Source organism: Candidatus Manganitrophus noduliformans (genome assembly GCF_012184425.1).
GTDB lineage: Bacteria > Nitrospirota > Nitrospiria > SBBL01 > Manganitrophaceae > Manganitrophus > Manganitrophus noduliformans.
In genome coordinates, this window is record NZ_VTOW01000003.1 from 556,127 (window position 1) to 579,176 (window position 23,050).

20 protein-coding genes are annotated in these 23,050 nt (G+C 53.9%); 1 reads left to right on the plus strand and 19 read right to left on the minus strand.

All coding sequences use genetic code 11. From position 1 onward, the window contains the following. Positions 1 to 125 precede the first annotated feature (125 nt). Complete coding sequence (locus MNODULE_RS17190) at positions 126 to 413, plus strand: HU family DNA-binding protein (protein WP_168062115.1); 288 nt, start codon at positions 126 to 128, stop codon at positions 411 to 413. 62 nt (positions 414 to 475) lie between these two features. On the opposite strand, the gene MNODULE_RS17195 is transcribed toward MNODULE_RS17190, so the two are convergent. The 19 genes from MNODULE_RS17195 to MNODULE_RS17285 all read right to left on the minus strand — a co-directional run bounded on the left by MNODULE_RS17195 (position 476) and on the right by MNODULE_RS17285 (position 23,047). Then, positions 476 to 1,468 (minus strand): electron transfer flavoprotein subunit alpha/FixB family protein, encoded by a 993-nt coding sequence (locus tag MNODULE_RS17195; RefSeq protein ID WP_181071092.1) that lies wholly within the window; start codon positions 1,466 to 1,468, stop codon positions 476 to 478. 17 nt (positions 1,469 to 1,485) lie between these two features. Then, positions 1,486 to 2,634 carry a patatin-like phospholipase family protein gene (locus MNODULE_RS17200; protein WP_168062118.1) on the minus strand — a complete coding sequence of 383 codons (1,149 nt, stop codon included), beginning with the start codon at positions 2,632 to 2,634 and terminating at the stop codon, positions 1,486 to 1,488. Between the two features lie 30 nt (positions 2,635 to 2,664). Then, complete coding sequence (locus MNODULE_RS17205) at positions 2,665 to 3,459, minus strand: electron transfer flavoprotein subunit beta/FixA family protein (protein ID WP_168062120.1); 795 nt, start codon at positions 3,457 to 3,459, stop codon at positions 2,665 to 2,667. A 15-nt stretch (positions 3,460 to 3,474) separates the two neighbouring features. Beyond that, on the minus strand, positions 3,475 to 4,053 hold the full coding sequence (locus MNODULE_RS17210) for a hypothetical protein (RefSeq protein ID WP_168062122.1): 579 nt from the start codon (positions 4,051 to 4,053) through the stop codon (positions 3,475 to 3,477). Positions 4,054 to 4,105: 52 nt separating this feature from the next. Continuing rightward, positions 4,106 to 4,810 (minus strand): electron transfer flavoprotein subunit beta/FixA family protein, encoded by a 705-nt coding sequence (locus MNODULE_RS17215; RefSeq protein ID WP_320412496.1) that lies wholly within the window; start codon positions 4,808 to 4,810, stop codon positions 4,106 to 4,108. Then, positions 4,804 to 5,964, minus strand: a complete 1,161-nt coding sequence (locus MNODULE_RS17220; RefSeq protein ID WP_168062126.1) for an acyl-CoA dehydrogenase family protein — start codon at positions 5,962 to 5,964, stop codon at positions 4,804 to 4,806. The genes MNODULE_RS17215 and MNODULE_RS17220 overlap by 7 nt, the downstream gene beginning before the upstream one ends. A gap of 44 nt (positions 5,965 to 6,008) precedes the next feature. Further along, entirely contained in the window at positions 6,009 to 6,788 is a 780-nt protein-coding gene (locus MNODULE_RS17225) for an enoyl-CoA hydratase (RefSeq protein ID WP_168062128.1), read from the minus strand. 10 nt (positions 6,789 to 6,798) lie between these two features. Next, complete coding sequence (locus tag MNODULE_RS17230; RefSeq protein WP_168062130.1) at positions 6,799 to 8,013, minus strand: 3-hydroxyacyl-CoA dehydrogenase; 1,215 nt, start codon at positions 8,011 to 8,013, stop codon at positions 6,799 to 6,801. Between the two features lie 26 nt (positions 8,014 to 8,039). Continuing rightward, on the minus strand, positions 8,040 to 9,230 hold the full coding sequence (locus MNODULE_RS17235; RefSeq protein WP_168062132.1) for a thiolase family protein: 1,191 nt from the start codon (positions 9,228 to 9,230) through the stop codon (positions 8,040 to 8,042). Then, positions 9,227 to 10,906, minus strand: a complete 1,680-nt coding sequence (locus MNODULE_RS17240; RefSeq protein ID WP_168062134.1) for a long-chain-fatty-acid--CoA ligase — start codon at positions 10,904 to 10,906, stop codon at positions 9,227 to 9,229. The genes MNODULE_RS17235 and MNODULE_RS17240 overlap by 4 nt, the downstream gene beginning before the upstream one ends. 196 nt (positions 10,907 to 11,102) lie before the next feature. Then, entirely contained in the window at positions 11,103 to 13,076 is a 1,974-nt protein-coding gene (locus MNODULE_RS17245; RefSeq protein ID WP_168062137.1) for an Ig-like domain-containing protein, read from the minus strand. Positions 13,077 to 13,294: 218 nt separating this feature from the next. After that, a complete protein-coding gene (locus tag MNODULE_RS17250; protein ID WP_168062139.1) occupies positions 13,295 to 14,320 on the minus strand; it encodes a hypothetical protein in 1,026 nt (341 codons plus the stop codon). Between the two features lie 24 nt (positions 14,321 to 14,344). Further along, positions 14,345 to 15,379, minus strand: a complete 1,035-nt coding sequence (locus tag MNODULE_RS17255; RefSeq protein ID WP_168062141.1) for a hypothetical protein — start codon at positions 15,377 to 15,379, stop codon at positions 14,345 to 14,347. Positions 15,380 to 15,496: 117 nt separating this feature from the next. Further along, positions 15,497 to 16,459 carry a hypothetical protein gene (locus tag MNODULE_RS17260; protein WP_168062143.1) on the minus strand — a complete coding sequence of 321 codons (963 nt, stop codon included), beginning with the start codon at positions 16,457 to 16,459 and terminating at the stop codon, positions 15,497 to 15,499. Positions 16,460 to 16,806: 347 nt separating this feature from the next. After that, positions 16,807 to 18,195, minus strand: a complete 1,389-nt coding sequence (locus MNODULE_RS17265; RefSeq protein ID WP_168062145.1) for a hypothetical protein — start codon at positions 18,193 to 18,195, stop codon at positions 16,807 to 16,809. Further along, positions 18,192 to 19,481 carry a hypothetical protein gene (locus MNODULE_RS17270; protein WP_168062147.1) on the minus strand — a complete coding sequence of 430 codons (1,290 nt, stop codon included), beginning with the start codon at positions 19,479 to 19,481 and terminating at the stop codon, positions 18,192 to 18,194. The genes MNODULE_RS17265 and MNODULE_RS17270 overlap by 4 nt, the downstream gene beginning before the upstream one ends. Next, positions 19,482 to 20,603 (minus strand): hypothetical protein, encoded by a 1,122-nt coding sequence (locus MNODULE_RS17275; RefSeq protein ID WP_168062149.1) that lies wholly within the window; start codon positions 20,601 to 20,603, stop codon positions 19,482 to 19,484. A gap of 63 nt (positions 20,604 to 20,666) precedes the next feature. After that, complete coding sequence (gene moaA / locus MNODULE_RS17280; protein WP_168062151.1) at positions 20,667 to 21,662, minus strand: GTP 3',8-cyclase MoaA; 996 nt, start codon at positions 21,660 to 21,662, stop codon at positions 20,667 to 20,669. Between the two features lie 386 nt (positions 21,663 to 22,048). After that, a complete protein-coding gene (locus tag MNODULE_RS17285; protein ID WP_168062153.1) occupies positions 22,049 to 23,047 on the minus strand; it encodes a hypothetical protein in 999 nt (332 codons plus the stop codon). Positions 23,048 to 23,050: the final 3 nt, after the last annotated feature.

The window sequence follows — 23,050 nt, forward strand, 5'->3', positions numbered from 1 at the left end:
GGAGTTCATTCAGTCCTGAAGAAAGACGCGTGGCCCGCTCCGATGATTGTCACAGCCAAGGCGTGAGGCGCCCGCCTTGGCAAGATTGGATCAATCGTACTTCTACCTATAAGGAGGATGAACGTATGGCCAAAGCCATGACCAAGTCTCAGATCGCCGACACCCTTTCAAAGAAGACCAGTCTCCCGAAGAAAACAGCGGTTCAATTTCTCGATGAATTGGCCGGGCTCGCCTACCGGGAAGCGAAGAACACCTTTACCCTTCCCGGAATCGGAAAGCTTGTTCTGGTCAATCGTAAGGCGAGAATGGGACGGAACCCGCAGACGGGCGAGGCGATCAAAATTCCAGCGAAGCGCGTGGTGAAATTCCGCGTTGCGAAGGCGGCGAAAGACTCGATCTTAGGAAAGAAATAGTTCCACGGTTTGCATTTCTGTAGGGGCACGACATCACGACCTGTCGTGCCCCTACTTTTTTGTCACCCCTCGGCCGTCATTTTTTTGACGGCCTCGGTTAGAAGCGGCAGGATCTCGAAAATATCTCCGACGATGCCGTAGGTGGCGATCTTGAAGATCGGGGCATTCGGGTCTTTGTTGATGGCGACGATATATTTTGAAGAGGACATTCCGGCCTGATGCTGAATCGCCCCGGAGATGCCGCAGGCCACGTAGAGAACGGGCGAGACCGTTTTTCCCGTCAAGCCGACTTGATAAGCGTGCGGTTTCCATCCGGCATCGACGGCGGCGCGGGACGCCCCCACCGCCGCGCCGAGCGCCTCGGCGAGCTCTTCAACCAGCTTGAAGTTTTCGGGCGCCTTCAATCCCCGCCCCCCGGAAACGATGATACGGGCCTCCGTCAACTCGACTTTTGATCCGACCGTCGCGACGACCTCTTTTACCTTATCGCCCAATTTTGCAAGATCGACGGAGGGAGCAACCCTTTCGATGACCGGCTCGCGGGCCGGATCGGGCGGATGGACCGGAAAGACATTCGGCCGGAGCGTGGCCACTTGAAGGGTCGGCTGCCGGCTCGTCAGTTTTGAGAGGAGCTTCCCGGCATAGATCGGGCGGGTCGCCGTCGCAACGCCCCCCTCTCCGACTTCCAAACCGATGCAGTCTCCCATGAAGGGACCTTTGAGTTTGGCCGCCAGCTTGGGGCCGAGATCTTTTCCCATCGCGGTCGCTCCCATGAGAATGAGCGAGGGTTGGATTCTTTTCGCGACGTCGGCGAGGATGGAGGCATACCCTTCCGACGAGTAGAGCCGCAGCTCGGGCGCTTCAGCCAGATAGACTTTATCGGCTCCGCCGGCAGCCAAGCCTTTCGCCTCCGATGCGATCCGATCTCCGATCAACACCGCCCCCACCTCTCCGCCGGCCTTTTGAATGAGCCGACGGGCGGCGCCGAGCGCTTCCAATCCGACCCGTTTGACCTTGCCGTCCCGTTGTTCCACAAAAACCAAAATCCCTGGCATGATGCCTCCTTCAATCGTCACGGTTCCTTGAACTTGTCGAGCGTTACCTCAATTTGATTCCGATTCAAGCAATCCTTGTAGTAAGCGAATTCCTCTCGCAGCGCCTGCATGGTCGAATGGTAACCGTACCGGAGGACCTGAGCGCGGGTGTTATAGCTGACCGCGTGGTGCGCGAACATGAAGGCCTCCGACGGTTTGGGCTGGGTTAAAATAAACTGCTTTGCCGGATGTTCGGAAATATAACGTTTCATCGCCAGGTACATGCGGGTCGATGTGTTGACCCGCATCGCCTGATCGTAGATGTACGTGAGCCCCTTTTCTCTGATCCCGACCGCTTTTCCGTCGGCGGAAAGCGACGGCAGGCGGACCCGGTTTCGGTCGTTCACGATGTATTGGACCGGATTGATGATCCACATCATCTCGGCGCCGTGGTTCATGGCGATATCCATATAGGCGACGCGCCCCACCCCGCCGTCGATGTAATCTTTCCCTCGAATCTGAATCGGCTGAAAAAGAATCGGCATGGCGGAAGAGGCGATGACCGCCTGGGAAATCGGCACGTCATCAAATCCCTCTTCACCGAATACGTCATATCGTCCCACATCGACATCGACCGCAGGAATGTAAAGCGCTTTCCTCAGTTTTCTAAAATCGTTGGTGTATCCCTCTTGGGAGAAGAAATTGGAAAGGTAGAGATCAAAATTCTTCAACGTAAAGATTCCCGAAGGGAGACTCTCCTGCAGGAACTCCAAAAGGTCGAGGATCGAAACCTTTCGACCGCTTTTGATATAGTACCGAAAGATCGGGTAAAGCGATTTTAGGAACTTCTTGATGATATGCGATGTTTCTTGATAGCCGAAGCTGTAGATGTCCCGCCTGGCGAAGTTGAACGGCGTCTTTCGGTCGTTTTTGATATCGTCGTAGATCATCCGCGGCTTGACGCCGTTTGCGATCAGCGCGGCGACGGCGGCCCCGGCGCTGGTTCCGACATAAATATCGAAGTCATTCACCGAGAAGCCGTCGAAGAAATCGTCGAGCGCCGTCAGGCATCCGATTTCATACATCCAGCCGGGAATCCCGCCGCCGGCCAGGACCAGCGCCCTTTTAGCTCGGCCCTGTTTTTCCGCTTCCCCGGTTTGGGAATCCTGGACGTTTTCTTGCGCCATACACTTTTTACCAACCGAGATCAAACCCGATTAGAGGACCTTGATCTCCTCGCGTAACACCCGAACCAGTTCGGCCACCGCTTGGGCCGGCTCCCCTTCGATGATTTTTCCGGCCGAGCGAACGGGAGGAGATTCGATCTTTTCCACGACCAGCTTCGCTCCGTTCGATCCGACCTGGCCCGGATCGAGGCCAAGGTCGGCCAGCGTCAGCACTGTGAGCGGTTTCTGCTTCGCTTTCATGATGCCGGGAAGTGAAGCGTATCGCGGCTCGTTCAGCCCCTTCTGGCAGGTAAAGATGGCCGGAAGGGTCACCTCCACCACTTCGATCGCCCCTTCAATCTGCCGATGGGCGATCGCTTTTTTGGCCTGGGGATCGATTTCCAGTTTGTTGATCCCGGCGACGTGCGGAAGCCCCATCATCTCGGCGACGTGAATTCCCACCGCCCCGGCGTCATCATCGATGGCTTGACGCCCGAAGAAGAGAATATCGTACGGATTTCGCTTCAGCGCAGCCGCCAGCGCCACGGCGGTGGCGTAAGCGTCCCCCCCTTCCAGGGGTGCGTCTTTGATGTGGACCGCTTGATCGGCTCCGACCGCGAGACAGGTCCGGAGCGCCTCCGCGGCCTTTTCAGGACCGAGGGTGAAGACGGTCACCTGGCCGGTCTTGAGCCGCTCTTTGATTCTTAGTGCCTCTTCCACGCCGAATTCATCATAAGGATTGACGACGTAGGTGAGCCCGGTCCGATCGATGTCTTTTCCATCCGCGGACGGCTTCACCTTCGATTCCGAGGCCGGAACCTGCTTGATGCAGACGGCAATATTCATCTTTTCTCCTTCATCTTAATTCGATATCTCCTCAATCTGTCCCTCCCTGTACGGGTCTGAAAATCCTTCCGGGAAGGCGCCGGCGGCCAGGGTCGCCATCTGCGGACGGCGCACCGGCCAGGTATACTCTTCAAAAAGTTTTCCATCAAAAAGAGGCCGCGTGGCGAGGAGTCGCCGCTCGGTTAAATCGAGGGCCATTCCCGTGCAGCCGGTCACGAGGCCGGTTCGAAAATGTTGTGCGACACGGGCCGCCAGTGGGGTTGTTCGCTCGTTCGAGGGAAAGAGGACGATCTCCGGTCGTTTTGTTTCAATCAAGTGGGTCAACCGAGCTTTCTCGCCAAGCAAGCGATCGGCCGGGGAGGCTTCCGAAGGAGAGGGTGTTCGAAAGACGAGGTCTGCGCCGTAGGAGATGATCTCTTTTGCGTTGTCCAGGGGAAACGGCCGGGGATATACCATCAGCCAGACTCCGAGTTGGTCGGCCAATTCCCGCCCCTTGCCAAGGATCTCCTTTGAGGCCTGGGTCAGCCGGCCGGATTCAGTTTCTACGATGACGAAGAGATGCGTCCAGGTTTCATCAACGCTGATGTCATTCATCAGTATAACACCTTCTTGATGAGCGTCAATTTTTCGAAGTGTTTTGGGTCAATTAAGTGCTGTCCGGAGTGAAGGATCGTACGCGTTCCATCCCGGATGCGCCGGAGCCGACTTTGTCCGCCGTTAAGCCGAGATCGGCGGGGGACCATCGAAGGATCTCTTTTTTGGCGGCCTTCATGATTTTAATCGCATTGGCAATCCGGGGGGTATTGCTTCCCGCGATGACTGACGCAAGGAGAGGGGGGGAGACATTGATCATTTCCTCTCCGTTTTGTTTCTTGGACAGGAGCTTCAACGCGCCTTGATCGAATGAAATCCCGCTGATGGAATGAACCGAGGGGAGGTTCATCTCCTCCGCGACCCGGTGACCCATCGCCCCTTCGCCGCATAAAACGAGATCGGCTTTCAGTTTGGCCGCCGCTTGCCCCAGGGCCGACGCGGCGGCGGTTCCATCCCCCGCTAAAAAAGCAGCGTCGGAGAGGATGACCGCGCGATCGGCTTCCAGCGCGAGTGTCTCTTTCAGAATTCCCTCGGATTCAGACGGAGCGAGCATGAGGGTGGTGATCTCCACTTGACCACCGGTCGCCTTCCACTCGGCTGCTTTTTCTTTGATTTGAAGCGCAAACTCCAGCGCGTTTCGGTCGGCCGGGTTCATGACGCGCGGTCCCTTTTCGATGAGAAGCGCTTGGCTTTTGCTGACGCTGGCCTTGGAGAGATCGGGAACCGGCTGGATGAGGACGACGATTTGGATTAAAATCCTCCCTTTTTCAGGACATCTTCGGCGATGACCAGCCGTTGGATTTCATTGGTCCCTTCGAAGATTCGGTTGATCCGGGAGTCCCGGTAGAAGCGCTCCACCGGATGTTCTCCCATGAAGCCGTTTCCGCCGTGGATTTGAACCGCTTTGTCGACGATTCGATCGAGCGCTTCCGTGCAGAACAACTTACAGATCGCCCCTTCCCGCGGGATCTTCTTTCCCTGATCATACATCCAGGCGGTCCGATAGACGACCGATTCCATCAGGTAGACTTCCGTGGTCATCTCCGCGATCATAAATTGGATCGCCTGGAAATGAGCGATCGGCTGTCCGAAAGCGACCCGCTTCTTGGCGAAATCGGCCGACATCGAGATCACTTCTTTCGCCGCCCCGATGCAGCCGGCGGCGAGCGAGAGCCGCGATTCATCCAGCGTCTGCATCGCGATGATGAAGCCTTTGCCGATTTCGCCCAGAATGTTCTCCTTCGGGACACGGACATCCTGAAAAACCAGCTCGGCGGTCGCCGAGCCGCGCAGGCCCATCTTGTCTTGAATCCGGTTGGCGGAGAAACCGGGGGTGTTCGTCTCGACAATAAAGGCGGTGATGCCGCCCCGGGCCTTGAGCGCCGGGTCGGTGACGGCATAGACGACCACGATATCTGCGATATCGCCGTTGGTGATCCAGAGTTTGGTGCCGTTTAAGATGTAGTGGTCGCCGTCCCGCTTGGCGGAGAGCTGTATGTTCGCCGCATCCGATCCGGCTCCCGGCTCGGTGAGCGCATAGGCTCCCATCTTCTGTCCTTGCGCCAAAGGGATGAGATATTTTTGTTTCTGCTCTTCGGTCCCGCCCAGGAGGATTGATGTTCCCGCCAGCCCGATATGCGCGCCGAACGTCACGCAGGTGGAGGCGCATCCGCGAGAGAGCTCTTCGAGAAGGATGCAATATCCAAGCTCGCCGAACCCGGCGCCGCCGTATTGCTCCGGAAAAGGAATCCCGCAGAGTCCCAGCTCGGCCCCTTTCTTGAAGATTCCCTTTACGAGATCGACATTGTGCTCTTTGTCGATCCGCTGGGCGACCGGCTTGACCTCATTGTCGGTAAATTTCCGGACCATATCGCGGAGCATGGTCTGTTCTTCGCTGAAGTTAAATTCCATTGTTCCTCCATTCCATATGGATGCGGGGTAAGGAGCTCACCTGTTCACTGATCTTGAAACTTCGGCTGCCTCTTTTCGATAAAAGCCGAGATCCCCTCTTTCATGTCGCGGGTGTCGCAGATCTGTCCGAAGAGCTTCGCCTCCAGGGTCAGCCCTTGAGACAACGGCTGCGTGGTTCCCTCTTGAATGGCGCTCATCGCGGCGGCAATCGCCTTCATTCCTTTCGAAGCGATCTTCTTCGCCAATCCGACCGCCTGCTTCAGCACCTCCCCTTCCGGAACCACTTTATTCACCAGACCGAGCGCTTTCGCCTCCTGGGCGTTGATCATGTCGCCTGTCAGGATGATCTCCATCGCCTTCGCTTTGCCGACCAGACGCGACAGGCGTTGCGTTCCTCCGAATCCCGGGATGATTCCTAAATTGATCTCCGGCTGTCCCATCCGGGCGCGATCCCCCGCGATCCGCATATGGCAGGCCATCGCCAGCTCCATTCCTCCCCCCAAACAGAAACCGGTGATGGCCGCAATGACCGGCTTCCGCATCTGCTCGATCTTATTGAAGACCGCTTGTCCCATCAGGGCGAGTTCTTCTCCTTGTTTGGGGGAGGTGATCGAACCGATTTCTTTGATATCGGCCCCCGCGACGAAGAGGGTTCCCGATCCGGTTAAAATAATGACTTTCACATCATCCTTTCCGGAAAGCTCATCAAATACTTTATCTAATTCTTTGACCAAAGGGGTTGTCAGGACATTCGCCGGGGGATTGCTGATCGTCACTGTCGCAACGCGATCTTCCAGAGTGTAGTTGATGAATTGGTTCGCCAAACCGGCCTCCTTATGTATAGGTGAAAAATCCTTTTCCCGTTTTCACGCCGAGATAACCCCCCATCACCATTCGTTTCAGCATGGGTGCCGGCCAGAAGCGTGGGCCGAGTTCCTTTGTGAGTGCCTGTAGTTCAGAGAGAACGACATCGACGCCGATCTGATCGGCATAATGGAGCGGTCCTCCTTTATCTTGCGGAAACCCGGTGCCGGCCATCATGGCGATGTCGATATCGCCTGCCGTGGCCACCCCCTCTTGCAGCGAGATGACCGCCTCGTTGATCATCGGCATCATCAGACGGTTGACCGAGAAGCGGGTCCCCTTTTTGCCGGTCTGCTTCTGGAGTTTGGCGATGATCGCATCCAGGCTCTCTTTCTTCTCTTCACCATATTCGTAGAACCCGGAGCCGCTCTTCGTCCCGTAGCGCTTTGCCTCGTAAAGCGCCGTCCAAATCTCCGCCGGCGTGACGCGAGGGCCGTAGGCATCGTAGAGAATGTCGGCGACCTTCACCGCAACGTCGATCCCGATCATATCGGAGAGGGTAAAGGGCCCCATCGGCATCCCGAAGGCGACGATCGCTTCATCGATCTGTTTTGCCGGCGCCGACCCTTCCTGCAGCGCCAGGGCCGCTTCATTGAGATAAGGCATCAGGAGACGGTTCACTAAAAACCCGGCGCACTCTTGCACCCGGATCGGAATTTTCCGGAGGCTTTCGGTGAAGGCGACCACGTCATCCATGGTCTCCTGAGAAGTGCCGAGGCCGGGGATCACCTCCACCAGCTTCATCACGGGGGCCGGGTTGAAGAAGTGCATCCCGATCACCTTCTCCGGCCGCTTCGTTCCCGCTGCAATGGCGGAGATTGGAAGCGAAGAGGTATTGCTGGCGAAGATCGTGCTCTCGGGGCAAACCGTTTCCAATTCCTGGAAGAGTTTTCGTTTCACCTCGAGATCTTCGAAGATCGCCTCAATGACGATATCGACATCGGAGAATCCGGAGTAGTCGGTTGCGCCGGTCACCAGCATCATCTTTTGTTCCAACTCCGAGGCGGTCATCTTTCCCTTGTCGACCCGGCTCTGATAGATCTTCCGGATTGCCTCGATTCCTCTGTCGACCGATTTCTGATCAACATCTTTCAGAACGACGGGCAAACCGGAGTAGGTAATCACCTGCGCGATGCCCGATCCCATCGCTCCTGCACCAATCACTGCCGCTTTATAGATGTACATTGTTCGCTCCCGCTGTTCTGATCCGGTTATTTTCTCTCCAATACCATCGCCGATCCAAGGCCGCCGCCGACGCAGAGGGAGGCGACGCCGAGGGTGAGATTCCGGCGCTTCATCTCTTTCAGTAAGGTGATGATCAGACGCGTTCCGCTCATCCCCACCGGGTGGCCCAATGCGATGGCTCCGCCGTTGACATTGGTGATCTCCCGCTTGTTCCCGAGGACCCGCTCCACCGCAAGATATTGGACGGCGAATGCTTCATTGACCTCGATCAGTTGAATATCGGAGAGGGAGAGGTTTGCTTTTTTGAGCGCCTTGGGGATGGCGAGCGCCGGGCCGATTCCCATCCGCTGCGGCTCGACGCCGACCGAGGCGTAGGATCGAACATAACCGAGCGGTGTTAATCCGAGCGCTTGGGCCTTCTCCTTCGACATCACCAAAAGGGCGGCCGCGCCGTCGCTGATGGGACAGGCATTGCCGGGGGTCACCGTTCCACCCTCCTTGAAGACGGTCGGATAGAGAGAGAGCATCTGTTCGCTCAAGGCAACGTTGGGTCCTTCGTCCTGTGCGAAGAGCTCCGGGGTGACCTCTTTTCCGGCGACCTTTTTGGGGATGGAGACCGGAACGATCTCCTCTTTTAATTTTCCCTCGCGGGTGGCGCGGAAAGCCTTTTTGTGGCTTTCAACCGCGTATTTGTCCTGCTCTTGGCGCGAAATCTTAAACTCCTCGGCGAGATTCTCCGCCGTATAGCCCATGATCTGGCCGCAGAAACCGTCGGTCAACCCCTCCCAGATCGAATCGATCATGACGGAGTGTTTCAGCCGATGGCCGAAGCGCATGTCGCGCGAGACAAACGGCGCCAGGCTCATGTTCTCGACCCCCCCGGCGATCTGAACATCGGCGTCGCCGGCGAGGATGTTCTGGCAGGCGTTTACGACCGCCTGCATCCCCGAGGCGCAGTTTCGCGCCACGGTGTAGGCCGGCGTGGTGATCGGCAGACCTGACATCAGGGTGATCACGCGGGCGAGGTTGGTCGCGTCGCTGTATTGTCCGACGCAGCCGAAGATGACCTCTTCGACCAATGTGGGATCGATTCCTGTCCGCTTCACCACTTCCCGGACGACCAGCTCCCCCATCTTATGGTTCGTGATTTCTTTCAGCGCCCCACCCATATTCCCGATCGGTGTCCGGACGCCGTCGATAATCGCAATTTCTTTCATTTGGACTCCTTCAGTTTCTTCATTTCTTCATCAATCAAGACGCGCCGCAGGACCTTGCCGATAATCGTCTTCGGCAGCTCCTTCCGAAATTCGATCTCCTGCGGAACTTTAAACTTGGAGAGCTCCGTTCTGCAGAAGGTTAAAACCTCCTCGGCGGTCGCGCTCTCCCCTTCTTTTAGAATCAGATAGGCTTTTATTTTTTCCCCGGAAAAGGAATCTGGCAACCCGACGACGACTGCATCTTTTACCTTCGGGTGGCGGAAGAGGACCTCTTCTACCTCGCGGGGGTAGACATTTTCTCCACGTGTTTTAATCATATCCTTTTTCCGGTCGACGATAAAGAAGTAGCCTTCGTCGTCCATCTTCGCCATGTCTCCGGTATGAAGCCAACCGTTGCGGAGGACGGCATTTGTTTCTTCCGATTTCTGCCAGTAGCCTTGCATCACCTGAGGGCCTTGGACGATCAACTCCCCGACTTCTCCGATCGGAAGCGGCTGGGTGCCGGTTTCGATATCGACCACCTTGACCTCGGTGTCTGGAAACGGCAGGCCGATGCTCCCCGGCTTCCGTTTTCCGTGAATCGGGTTTGCATGGGTGACGGGGGCTGCCTCCGAGAGACCGTATCCTTCAACCAGTTTTCCACCGGTGAGCGTTTCAAACTGCCGTTGAACTTCGACGTGCAGCGGCCCTGCCCCGGAGATGCAAACTTTGATGGAGGAGAGGTTGTACTGCTTCACGTTCGGGAAGTTGTTGATGGCGACATACATCGCCTGCACCCCCATGAAGATCGTCGACCGCGTTTTTTGAATGGCGTGGAGCACGTCTTTCGTAACGAATCGCGGAAGAAGGACCAGCGTCGTTCCGAGATAGATCGACAGATTCATGCAGGCCGACATGCCATACACGTGAAAGAACGGGACCACGGCGAGGAAGACTTCGTTTCCTTCCTCAAGGGTCGGCATCCAGTGACGGCACTGGAGTGCATTTGCGACCATATTTTTATGGGTCAGCATCACTCCTTTGGGAATACCGGTTGTTCCGCCGGTGTATTGAAGGAGCGCCAGATCGGTCTCTGTAACTTGGACATCCGGTGGACTCGACGGCGCCTGCCGCATGATTTCCATCATGTCGTAGATAGGCGGTTTCTTTTCAACGTGAATCCACTGCCCCTCTTTTTTCGCCTTGATCGGATAGAGCAGGCTGAGGAGCCAAGGAAGCTTGTCCCGGACGGAGGTGAGGATGATATTTTTGAGCGCGGTTCCCTGCTTCGCCTTCTCGATTCGAGGATAGAAAAAATCGAGCGCGACGATCGTTTCGGCCCCCGAATCGGCGAGCTGAATTTGAAGCTCCCGTTCGACATAAAGCGGATTGGTCATGACGACGATCGCGCCGATCTTCAACGCGCCGTAATAGGCAATGACGCACTGAGGAATATTGGGCAGCATCACCGCCACGCGATCTCCCTTTCGAACCCCGAGTTTCTGGAGCGCCTGCGCGAACCGGTTGGTCTCTTCATCCAGCTCGCGATAGGTCATCCCCTTTCCATAAAAGAGGATTGCGTTTTGATTGGGGTATTTTTTGGTCGATTCGATTAAGAGTTGGTGAAGAGGGACGGGTGGATACTGGAGATTTGCAGGGACGGAAGGCTCATAAAATTTCAGCCAAGGTCGATCCATGGACCATCCTCGTTGATGATCTTGTAGGGGATAAAAATGAAAGTTTCATATCGACAAGTGCTTGCTTTGAAAAGAGAAAGACAAATAAAACTTTACCTGATTGACGGTTAGATGTCAAGGTAACGATCTGAAATGAACTGCAAGGAATCGTCGACAACGATAAAAAGGGATCTGTTCGGAACAAAATGGCAGCGGGTTATTCTAATCGCTTCACGTAAAGTTGGGAAGCGTTTGTATTGTTCTGGCCGCATCCATTGTTTACAAGGCAAGAGCCTTTTTCTACCCAGGCAACGTAGGGGGTTCCCCCAGAAAATCCAATCGCAGAGGTAATCGTCTGGAACCCTCCCCCACCGGTCATGTTTAACGCTCCACCCCCTTCTGTAACCCACTGGGTGCCGTCCCATTTCTTAACGAAGAGGTGCGGCCCCTGATTCGCCGTAGCATTGCTGTTATCGACGAGGGTGATGAAGGGAACCTGTGAACCAGTCGTAGCCGATCCAAATGCGGCGTTTGATGAAGTCGAAACGACGGTGGAAATGGTCCCGACTGAGACGAAGGTATTTCCCTGCTCTTTCCGAGCATAAACACTCGCATTCTCGTGCCATACAACGTGCAGGACTTGGTTTATAAAGCCGAGCGAAACATCATCGGGTCGAGACGGAAGACCGGGATCGCCTGCTTTTAAGGAAATAGGGTTCGCGGGTATCCACGTAGAGTTCGTTGAATCCCAGCCTTTCACATAGAGTTGGCAGTCGTTTAAATTCGGAATGCATTCCGTCCAAGAGACTTTAATCGTTGATCCATTGATTGCGATTGCCGGATTAGATCCGTTTTTTGTTGCATCGACGTTCAGGCTGTCCCCATCTTGGACCCAATTCGATCCGTTGAAATGGCTCACATAAATTTGATTGATGCCCGATCCATCCGGCTCGACCCAAACAACGTAGGGCGTGTTGCTTCCATCAAACGCAATGGCGCTGTCGGCGGCGGATTTGGTTCCATCCACATTGAGTTCCCCGCCAACGAGGTCCCAAGTAGTGCTTCCCACATTCCGCTTGACATAAACTTTGCAATTCGCCCCTCCGCTATTACACTCGGTGTAAGTAATGTAAGCAACGGGAGTGGCAGCGCCGTTGGAGGCGATCTTAGGTTGAAGGGCGTGATTTCCAACAGTATTGATCTTGGTCTCTGTAGACCATGTTTCGGATGTGGTATCAAACGTTTTAACGTAGACGTCTGCCGGCGTATTTCCTTCCCACCAAGCTAAGTAAGGGGTACTTCCAACAATTGCAATAGACGGATCACGCGCATCTTTACTTGAGTTTTTATTTAAGCTGGCTTCTAGAGAAACGAAAGCTCCGAATGTCGTTGCCGATTCCTGGACCGTGTTGCCGTCGAGCAGATTGACTTGGTCTTTCACCCGGACCACGAAATAGTAAGTTGTGTTGCTGCCTAAGCCGCTGACTCCCAATGTGGTCTGTCCTGCTTGTGACTCGGTAATGACCACATTCCCTCCTGTCGGAAAGGGATTGGCGGTGCAATCTGTTGAGACAGTCGATCGGCAAATAATATAGATGAGTTGGCTTTGCGTGGTTGTGTTATCACTCGCGGCGACCCATGAGAGTGAAATCGAATTTGAACTGGTGGCCTGGACGACGAGTTGAGGATCGTTCCCAGGAAAAGAAGGCGGACTATTATCGATTGCCGAGCCTGTCGTGAACGACCATGAATAGGGTGCGGCCATCGGGTTGCCGGCTTCATCCTCGACAGCCGTCGTAATTGTAACGGTATAGGTCGTATCTATTTCCAGGAGAGTGGTTGGTGTGAAGGTTGTTGTTTTTGTCTCGGCAGTGTAGGCAACCGTTCCAGAAACCGCTGTGCCACCAGAGATCCCCACGGAAAGAACAATAAAAGTGTTCGAGGTAAGGGTGTCTGGGTTGATCGGCTCACTGAAGGTGGCTCTGATGCTGGTATTCAGAGGGACCTGCGTCGCGCCATTCACCGGTGTCGGGCTCGGATCTGAAGAAACAGTAGGCGGAGTGGTATCGTCGCTCGGCGCTTCACCAGTGTTTGACCGGCCGCCGTCGCTGCCTCCGCACCCACTTAAAACAAAAGTTAAATAAATAAGGGAGAAAATAATCGATCGATGTCGATAACTAAACTTCCTCACGTCCACTCCGATCAGGGATAGCCTATAATTGTCTTTATAGGTTACCACGAGCGGCCGTATTGTCAATAAAGTCTAAAGAATCTGCATAAAGTTTTAGAAAATTGAGAAAAAAATAGAACCACATTGTCTCTTGTAATATCGAAGTCAAAGATGAAAGCAAAAAAAAGAGGAGAGGTCGTTTGACCTCTCCTCTTTGGCGAAGATAATGCTATATGCTGTTACGGAACAGCATCGAAGACCATCGATTCGCCCACCGGGGCGGCAACGCCGATGCTCCTCTCGGTTTGTGTCCTTCCGCTTGGATATTGAGCGGAAACGGCGTCAGCAGTACCGTTATAAACGAAGCTTCCAGCAATGTTCTGCGTGAACGAGCTGGCCCCCGTTCCGGATTGATCCGGATCGGAGATATTCTGCGTCCAGGTTACAGTCAGACTGTTGGGATTTGTTGCCGGGTTATTCGAGGAAGGGTTCGCTGCGGTTGTCGCCCAGTCGGCGCTGATCTCAACCAGCTGGTCTCCGGTTCCGGGTGCCGCTTGGGTCCCAATATTGGCCGTTTTGACCGCAGTGACCTGACGCATGCTTTGGGATCCGGTAATTTCAGAAGTTGTTCCGGTCAGACGTATAAAGTTGAAATCATTTGTGACATTGAATCCGGTATGGGCGGCGATGACTTGCGCAGGCGTTCCTCCCCCGTCCGAACAGTCTGTCGGCGCGCCGGCGGGCCCGGGGCAAAAATCGGCGACAAATTGACTGTTCATGTCTAGCCCTGCCACAGGTGTCACAAGGGTGTTTGCATCTGTGGTAAGTGTGGTTTGGCCTTGCGTGCTCGGATTAAACCGAAGGTCGCCGCAGTTCAACCCGGCCAAGGAGGCGTTGGTGACCTCTCCGCAGGCAGTCACCGGGATCGGCGTTCCACTGGCATCTTGCCCGGAAATAATCCCGAACATGTTATCGGTCACAGCTCCCGGACCGAGGCTTGGGAAGACTGTCTGAAGATTATCCGGATCCAGCAAGGCGAGGGCGCTCGCGTCCAAGACTAAGGCTCCGCCGCAAACTCCGGCAGCCGAGCGGGTTCCGCCCCGACAGGGGTTAAATCCCGGATTGTTATTGCTACCATCGGAACGAAGATCGGTCAGTTGGGTGTTTATATTGAAGTCAACTGCCTGAGCTTCTGTTCCGGCCACGGTCAGCATTCCTGCCAGCAGGAGGGGCAGCGCCGCTGAAACCTTTTTAATGATATTCATGTTCTTACCTCCTTGTTTCTTAAATTATGGAATGCTCTCAACCGGTGTTCCGCCGCCCCCTGCACGGATCGTGAAGCTCTGACCACTCGGATATTGTGTTGCCGTGAAAGCGCTGCCGTTGTAGGTGAAGCTGCCGGAGAGCGTTTGATCAAAAGTGCCCCCTCCGATCATTTCACTCTGGACGATCTTGCTTTCCCAGTTGACAGTCGGGGCCGTTCCCATCGCACCTGCCGCAGAGTTGGTTGTCGCCCAATCGGTTGCCAGGCTGACGACCACCGTGGTGGTTGTGCCGAGCGCGGTTGTTTCGATCATGGAGGCTTGTCCGCAGACAGCGGGGTTTGCAGCGCTTCCTGCAGCGCAGGTTTTGGCTGCCGGCGCCGCAATGATTGTCGGCATGTTCGCGGTATTGACCGGAAGGTTCACCGTGGAGCCGGTCGGATTCCAAACAAAGGCGTCTTCTACCTGAGAGCGGTGCAGCGCGGCATCATTGGCGCAAGCGCCCATTGTGGACCCTGCCCCGCAAGAGGTCATGTCAATCGGGGTGTTGACAGCCATTGCGCCGGTGAGATTTGTCCCTGACGTTGGAATCGTTTGATCCTGCGTTGAAGGATCGAACTTTCCATCACCGCAGTTTAGCGATCCGACGCCGCCGGCAAGGACTCCTGCTCCCTGTGCTCCGCACACAAGCGGGGTTGCAGGGCGTTCAACAATTCCGAACATGTTGTCTGTGATGGCGCCGGGTCCGGTCTTTTCGAAGAGGCCGGCGGTGTTGGCCACAGAATCTCCGAGGTTGAGTGCATCCAAGAGAGGCTCTGAGCCGCCCGGAGCGCCGGAGCATTCTGTGGTTGTCTGAGTGGTCCCACCGGCGCACGGATTAAAGCCGGGTGCGCCATCGCTTCCACTCGAGCGCTTGTCGAGCGACTGCGTATTGCTGAAGAAGTCAAGCGCCTGGGCGTAAGCGCCCTGGACAGAAAATGCCAGGATGCCGATGCCTAGGACAAACAGGGTAATCTTTTTTATAGGGCGGTTCATTGTTTCCTCCTGATTAAAAAATACCATGTAATCTGCCTCTAAGCTTAGCCGTTTTTTATATCCCTGTAAAGTATAAAAGTAAGAAATGGCATAAAAAAGTTCGGTAAAAAATCAATTGATAAATATTCTATTTTGTATCCTCTATCACGGGCTTGTTGCTCCGTCGATGATTCCAAAAGATGCCTGTGGTCCGAGCGGATAACTGGTCGGAGTGGTGCTGACGGCATCCCCATCCCGGATGAAGTAACCTTCCGAAACGTCCAGGAATCCGTATCCGGAGGCCACCCCCCGGCAGATGTTCGGACCGGCATTCGGATCATACGCGCCGATGATTTTACAGGGAGAGTCCTCGTAGCTGGAATACCAATGGACACAAATCTTCCCTCCTGTCGTTTGGGCGACACCATGGATCGGATTGCCGCAAGTGGCCGCGCCCGAGGCAGTGCCGGCGGGGTCGACATTCTGAGTCGACCACACAAAGGCCCATTCGGCATGGGAGGTGCCGTTCTCTGTTTGGGTTTCCTGAACGAGACTCTGTCTCGCGCAGGTTGTGTCTCCCGTGTCGGAACGGCAAACAACTCCCCTGCTAAATGAGAACTCATTGTGTAACCCATTCGGGATTCCTGTAAACGGACCCGCTGTCCAGTCGCTTCCGGTCGGAAAGACATTTGAGGTAAATGCGTGGGGCGCCGCATTAAAGTCGACTAAATCGCATCCCTCCCCTGTATCGTTTGCGCGAGGAGGATCGGTTGCGAGGACACATGGGGTTCCCGAGCTCGATGTCAGCGTCATCGTTGTCAGACTTACCATCGTCTGGCCAGCTGAAACGGTGTTATTCCCTGAGGGAAGGGATAGTCCTTGGGTGGCCGGGGTGTTTCTCAGATATCCGCAGTTTAGACCAGAACGTACGCCGGGATCGATCGAAGGGTCAAACGTTCCGTCCCCGGCGGTATTGCCGCATTGGGCGGGATCGCGGCTTCCCATGCCGAAGGCAGGTGTTCCGGCCGTGACCTCCGCGGCGGTTCGGGTCGGGTCCGAAACCACATTAAACATATTGTCGGTGACGGCGCCGGGGCCGGTCATCGCGAAAAGCGGGCTTACCTTCACTTCCAGTTTCGAATCATTTGTCGGATTGCTTGGCGTCCCTACGCAGATCGATATGCAAACCTGGGGACCGACCAACCCAACTTGCGTCACGTTGAGAGCGCCATCGACGAGCGTCTGGCGAAGCAGTCCATTGCCGTTACAAGTCGTTCCACCGATCGTAGACCCGTTACACGGATTAAACCCGGGACAATTCGCACAATCATTTGCATCCCCCGAGTTTTTGAAACGGCTGTTGGCGGTTGACGTGGAGCTGAAGAAGTCATTCGATTGAGCATAGGAGATCTGTTCTGTCAGGAGGATTGTACAGAAAATACCGAGTATTAAATATGAGAACTTCATCTGTTTTCCTAGTTCGGGTCGGTCCCGATTAAGAAGTCGGGATCTCCCCGCGTTTGGCTTTCCCCGGTCGGCGCATTGACCGCCGGGAAGGTTTGGTTGCAGGTGGTCCAAACGTCTCGGTTGCACATCTCAAAAGAGCCGGCCATTGTTGCGCTGAATGCCGCAGGCTGATTAGGATCGATCGCTCCGGCCACATCCGGATCGGTGATATGTTGCGCCCAATTGACCGTGATCATCGGCGGGACAGGATCACCCCCGCCACGAAAGGCGGCAGGCGTGTGAGAGTTCGTGAGAGAAAGGGTGTTTCCGGTGGCGGGATTAATGTTCGAGGCGTGGCAGTCATTGTTTCCCCCTATCCCGCTTGAGGAGCCGATACAGTCTGCATTCGTAACGTGGAAATAGGCCCCTATCTCAGTATGTTGATCCGGAAAACCGGTTTCGAGCTGGGTTTCCATAATGATTCCCATGACGCTGCAGGTAAGATCTGTTGTCGTTTGCACCGTGGCCAACCGAGGATCTTTTCCGCAATTAAATGTTCCGGCAGAGGGTGCGCGTCTGAAAGTAAAATCACTTGAAAAGCCGGTCCCAATACCGGCAAAAAACAGCGGGCCCTGGCAGGGAGTCTTGAGATTGGGGTCATTCGGCACGGCTACACCGGACTCCGAGACGGTGGGCGCCGTGTACCCGCAAAAACTGGTCCGATCGGGTGTTGCGAGAATTGGCGATCCGGAAGGACTTCCGAATAGGTCATAGTCCGCAACACCATCGGCATCCAGATCTTTGTCTTCGGAAACCATCTCCAATGAGAAGAATCGTCTTAAGGGGAAATTCACCGAGTGGAAATTATTCGAGCCGATAGGGATCTGCATCTCCTGTCGCACCGGGTTATAGCGGAGGTTCCCGCAATTTTGGCCTGTCACGACCCCGGTGTCGAACGCGGGATCTCCGCAAAGCGTCGGATCATCGTCCGCGTTATCGCAAATATTGTCGGGACCGCAGGTTTTGGAGACCGCGCCGAACATATTGTCGGTCACGGCCCCATAACTGGTTGCATGGAAGAAGCCGCCTTGTCTGTTGTTATCATCGTTCGTGGCACCACCGACGTTTCTGGCCGAGAGGAGTGGAATCGTGCCCGATGCGGGGTTTGTCTCTCCGTCACATCTTGCACCGCTTTGAATGCCGGTCGGGCTTAAACAAGGATCAAAACCTGGATTGTTCCTGGCGAAATTAGTCGGACTGGACGCATTCCCGGCACGCCGCTGGGCTATGCTGCTTGAGTTAATATTAAAGTCGGTTGCACCTGACTGTTGTGCCCCGACCTCCCCTACGATCGAAAACATGAGGAGGAGCGCCATTAAAGTATTAAAGAGAAATTTATTCGTTTTAAGATAACTCATGGACAAGCGCCCTCTGTATTTCCAGTCGACGGATCATAAGACAAGCAGCTTTTGAAATCGCCGATCGTCTGGCTGGTTCCGGTCGGATAAATCGCATCGGGGAGGACGACAGAGAAACAGGGATCCCCCGAGTTGTTGTGGGCGCCGTGGCAATAGGTGAATGCGCCATTCATTTCATCATCATAGCCGGAAAGACCGGAAAAGTTCGGATCTTTGATCGTTTGCTGCCAGGCAATTCTCGGATTTATACCGGTCGCTTGCGCGGCCGCATCTCCGGGTGTGGTGTAAATGTCATCGTTATTTCTAGCAGACCAGCCGAGGACATTGATGTGAACGACTTGATCGCCCGGTCCGGGATTTGCCCGTGTTCCAATCCCAAGATCGGAATCAAGCGCAGTGACCTGCTCAACACTCTGTGAGGCATGGGTACAGTTAGAAGTATGCTGAACCATCCCGGCTCGATTTTGATTACAGGTCGCAAGGGTGTTTTGGTCCATCCATTTGAAGCTGACATCGAACTTGAATCCGGCATGTTCGATGGCCCCCGGAAAGAAGTCGTCATTTCTGGAAAATTGCTCGGAAAAACCGTGGAAGCCGTCGGCGGAGGTCATCCCGGCTGTATTGCTTCCATTCCCGGTAGGGTTCGTGCAATCTTCGGCTGGATTCGGATCTCCGGTTCCTGTCGGAGAGGAGGCATTAAAAATTCCGACACAAGGGGCGTTATCGTCCTGACTCTTCGGATTGTATTTCTCAATACCCAGGTTAAGGTTTCCCACTCCTGCACAAAGTTCGCTGGAAGGATCCGTTGATGAGATCTCTTTACAGATGCTTCCATTCACCCCCTGTATTCGACCATGCATATTGCCTGTTGCTTCCCCCGGTCCCAAGTGTACGAAGAGTTCGAGCGCGCCATCGGCGGGAGCAGGACAATTTGTTTGGGGGTCGGGACAGTTTATCGGTGTGGTCAAGCCGGAGCTGATGTTCCGTGTTGGGTCGTACCCACGACAACTGAAAATATTGATGGTGCAAGCCGGCTGACTTGAGTTAAAGCGTTCGCATTGGGCTTCAGAGGCGGAGCTACAAGCCGGGAAACGTTGATCCTGAGTTTTAGTGAAAATGACGAATTCCTGCGCATTCGCAGGCTGTCCAGAAGCTAAAAATATCCATAGTGTAAATCCGAAAAGGATAAGGACCCGAAAAGTGGCTATGGCGCGGGGAGAGTATCCACTCTTTCGTCGATTCGAGGAAGGAAAAGGAGAAGAAGTGAATTTCTCAAAGGCATTCATTCAATCTCCTCCCAGGGTACTAAAGGTCCCGTTTCGTTGACTGTCGCCGGAAGTATATGATGTCTCGGGTACGTTGCTTGCCTCACACGGTCCGCCAGGGGCATGCGATCCTTGACAGTATGTAAATGATCCGGATGTCAACTCATCGAACCCTTCCAGTGCAACGCCGGAGAAATCAGGATCGGTGATTTGTTGTGTCCATGCAATCGTTGGAGAGGTAAATTTTAAATCACCCTTGGCTTGTACGGACCATGCGGCCACATTGTTGACAACCACTTGGTCCCCTGCGCCGGGAGCGTCGAAAGATCCTGTGCCCAGGTCATTGAACACACCGGTCACTTGTTCCACCGTCTGACTGCTGTTGACGCAGGTCCACCCGGCAGGAGCCGTGCAGGGGACGAGTGTTTTCGGGGAAGTGGCTCCACCGGGAACCGCTTCGAAACTAATAATGCTATCAAAGCCGACATGGATTAGCTGGAAAGGGAAGAAATCTCCCTGCGTCGTGAAATTATTGTAAAGATAGCCGGCCGTGTTATTTGAGGGACAGTCGATCTGGGCGTGTGGAGGAGGATTGCTGAAACTGCTCGGGCTGCTTGACGCCGTGATTTCTACGTCTGGATCGGGACCTGTATCGAAGCAAGGCCCCGTGCTTGGCGGGATATCTTTTTGTGTCGCCGTGTTAAATTTTGCAAGGCCCAGGCTGATATTATTTAGACCCTGGCATTCATGTCCGATCGGACCACCCATCTCGCTACAGATGGTGCTGGTCTTATCAAGCAATTGGCCGAACGGATTTCCTGTGATCTCTCCAGGACCGAGAACAACGAAAAGCTCGAGGGCGCTATCGATTGCAGCGGTCCCCCCTATCTCTCCTGGGAAGCTGTGTGTCAGGAGTTTCGAGGGATCAAAACCAGGTGCGAGGCGATCAGTGGGAGTGGTCCGCATCTGGGTGCAGCGGGTCTGGGTCACACTATCGGGTTTTGTAAGGGAGCCGATCAGATTACAGACACCCTCTGCCTTTTCAGGTAAAAGCAGGAAAACCCCAAGTAACGCTAGAAGGAGGTTCCCAACATAAGAATAATGACCCTTGATTGCAGACGTTTTTGTTAGATCATTTCGCACGCTTTCTCCTAAATTGCAGGAGAATGCTTCCGAAAATTAACTAACGAAGCAACTGGGACGGAATCAGCCGCCTAAGTTGACCATCGTGGTCAGTTTTTTCTCTTCCGGAAGCATGTCCAGCTCATGATACTCTGGCTTTACATAGAGGACCTGGTCGAGGAGTCCTTCTATTTCTTCATCGCTGCAACCGTTTCGAAGAGCATCACGAAAATCGACGGCAATTTCAGAAAAGAGACAGGGCCGAATTTTCCCATCTGCTGTCAATCGAACGCGATTGCAGGTATCGCAGAAGTCATGGCTCACGGCATGGATAAAGCCGACCACGCCCGGAGCGCCGGGAATCCTAAAATTCTCAGCTGGCCCATTGTCATTTTCATTGGAACCGCCAACAGGAACCAATTTTCCGAATTGTGTTTCAACTTCATCAACCACTGCAGAAAACGGCTTGTACGTTTTTACCCAAGTGTCCCAATTTGCGCAAGGCATATATTCGATGAAACGAATGTGGTAAGGTTTTCGCAACGTGAGTCGAACAAAATCCATGACTTCGTGGTCATTCACCCCCTGCTGAAGAACACAGTTGATTTTAATCGGCTCGAACCCGACGCGCTCCGCCTCTTCGATCCCTTCCCAGACTTTCGGGAAGATGTCTCTGCGAACGACCTGAGCAAAGGTTTTTGGGTTAAGCGAATCAAGACTGATGTTAATTCTTCTTAATCCTGCTTTATATAAGTCGGCTGAAAGTTCCTTAAGGAAGACTCCATTCGTGGTTAACGCCAATTCTTTTAACCCCGGAACACGACTTAACTGTTCTACAAATCCAACGACGCCCTTTCTCACAAGCGGCTCACCTCCGGTGATACGCACCTTCCGAAGTCCCCTTTTTGCAGCGACGGTGATAATTCGTGTGAGTTCATCATAAGTCAGTATTTCGTCTGTCGGAGTCCATTCCAGCCCCTCCTCCGGCATACAGTAAACACACCTAAGGTTGCAGCGATCGGTGATGGAAACTCGCATGTAAGAAACCGTCCTCTTATAGCTGTCAACAAGGGGATTCATCAGACCTCCTTAAATATATAAAGTTTGGTGGGAATTATGTACACGCAACTCGGGTCAAGTTTATAGAGAATGGGGATCACGTGTCAACAGAAAAAGTACAACACTTTTGTCTGAAGAAGGCATTTCCCACCATAACATATTCACCTGTTTACTTATAACAAAGACGGTTTATTGACTATTATTTTGCTCTCTGCACTTTGAATATCCGTAACCATTCATAGGCTAACTTTATCATTAGCGATCAAAAAAAACCGGGTTTGAAGATCGATCTTGATTTATTTCCCGATTTCTTACCCTCAACCTGAACTTAATATACCATATAAGAGTAGTATGTCAATGTTTTCGACTAAGAATTTTAGGCCATATTACAGTGTTGTCGGAAGGTTTTAGAAGTAGAATCGAAGCATGCCGGTAACTTGAAAACCGTTTAGCTCCAATTCGAGCGGTCGACCCGCTGGATTCCCTCTACCATGCTGAGAACAGGTATCCGGATCGATGTTCCCGCCTTCAGTGGTTGCCGGAGGATCACAAAAATCGCTGATGTTTTGGGTTTCAATGCGAGCCCAGCGTAACGTTTCTCCGTTTTCGGGGACAGGTGGAACATTCTGCAGGTTGGTTGTTTCGGGTGGCGGGGGAGGAATGTCGAAGAAACTTGAACGGAAATGTTTCTTTACTTTAACTTTCGCGCTGCTTCCAATGACATAATTCGCGTTCACGCCGAAAGAAAGCCACGACGTAATAAAGTATTCCCCCCCGATGCCGATCCTTGAAGTAAATGCAATCCCCTCCGCCTCGGTGGAACTGACCGATGCGAAATTAAGATCGGGGCTATTCACCCGTACGACAGAATCGATCATCAGATTGGCGATCGAGATTCCGATCAATCCGACATTGATGAAAAAGCGCCCATGATCGGGGTCTTGATAGAGGTTATATTTCCAGCCAAGCCAGATCTGAGTGACGGAAAGATTATAGGCGGCTGTTCTAGGCGCCGAAACGGGAGGAAGATCCTGCCGAAGAAAAGTAGTAATGACATCTTCCGCCGTCGATTCACCCTGCCAGAGCGAGAGGGTTGCGACCAATGAAAACTTGTCGGTCGCTTCCCACTGAATCTCTGCGCCGTAGTTGGTTTTTCCGGTTATTTCAGGGGCGACGATGTTTCGAACTTCGGCGGGTAGAAGTCTGTTGCGGGGAAGGAGATAGTTAGGATCTTGAAGAATTGCAAGATGAGGATCGCCGAGGATTTTATTTAAGGATTTAAGAGAAGGTTGATAAACGCCAGTTGTATAGGCGATGCTTAAACGGGATTCTTGGCCGAAGCTGGGATGCGGAGGAAGAGTGAGGCTTGCTGCGATGATGAGAATCCAAAACCATCTGCCTTTCACTCT

Excerpts from the sequence above, each read along its gene's own strand:
- MNODULE_RS17190 (WP_168062115.1), top strand. The coding sequence starts at position 126 with ATGGCCAAAGCCATGACCAAGTCTCAGATCGCCGACACCCTTTCAAAG.
- MNODULE_RS17195 (WP_181071092.1), bottom strand. The coding sequence starts at position 1,468 with ATGCCAGGGATTTTGGTTTTTGTGGAACAACGGGACGGCAAGGTCAAA.
- MNODULE_RS17200 (WP_168062118.1), bottom strand. The coding sequence starts at position 2,634 with ATGGCGCAAGAAAACGTCCAGGATTCCCAAACCGGGGAAGCGGAAAAA.
- MNODULE_RS17205 (WP_168062120.1), bottom strand. The coding sequence starts at position 3,459 with ATGAATATTGCCGTCTGCATCAAGCAGGTTCCGGCCTCGGAATCGAAG.
- MNODULE_RS17210 (WP_168062122.1), bottom strand. The coding sequence starts at position 4,053 with ATGAATGACATCAGCGTTGATGAAACCTGGACGCATCTCTTCGTCATC.
- MNODULE_RS17220 (WP_168062126.1), bottom strand. The coding sequence starts at position 5,964 with ATGGAATTTAACTTCAGCGAAGAACAGACCATGCTCCGCGATATGGTC.
- MNODULE_RS17230 (WP_168062130.1), bottom strand. The coding sequence starts at position 8,013 with ATGTACATCTATAAAGCGGCAGTGATTGGTGCAGGAGCGATGGGATCG.
- MNODULE_RS17235 (WP_168062132.1), bottom strand. The coding sequence starts at position 9,230 with ATGAAAGAAATTGCGATTATCGACGGCGTCCGGACACCGATCGGGAAT.
- MNODULE_RS17240 (WP_168062134.1), bottom strand. The coding sequence starts at position 10,906 with ATGGATCGACCTTGGCTGAAATTTTATGAGCCTTCCGTCCCTGCAAAT.
- MNODULE_RS17250 (WP_168062139.1), bottom strand. The coding sequence starts at position 14,320 with ATGAATATCATTAAAAAGGTTTCAGCGGCGCTGCCCCTCCTGCTGGCA.
- MNODULE_RS17255 (WP_168062141.1), bottom strand. The coding sequence starts at position 15,379 with ATGGTATTTTTTAATCAGGAGGAAACAATGAACCGCCCTATAAAAAAG.
- MNODULE_RS17265 (WP_168062145.1), bottom strand. The coding sequence starts at position 18,195 with ATGAGTTATCTTAAAACGAATAAATTTCTCTTTAATACTTTAATGGCG.
- MNODULE_RS17270 (WP_168062147.1), bottom strand. The coding sequence starts at position 19,481 with ATGAATGCCTTTGAGAAATTCACTTCTTCTCCTTTTCCTTCCTCGAAT.
- moaA (WP_168062151.1), bottom strand. The coding sequence starts at position 21,662 with ATGAATCCCCTTGTTGACAGCTATAAGAGGACGGTTTCTTACATGCGA.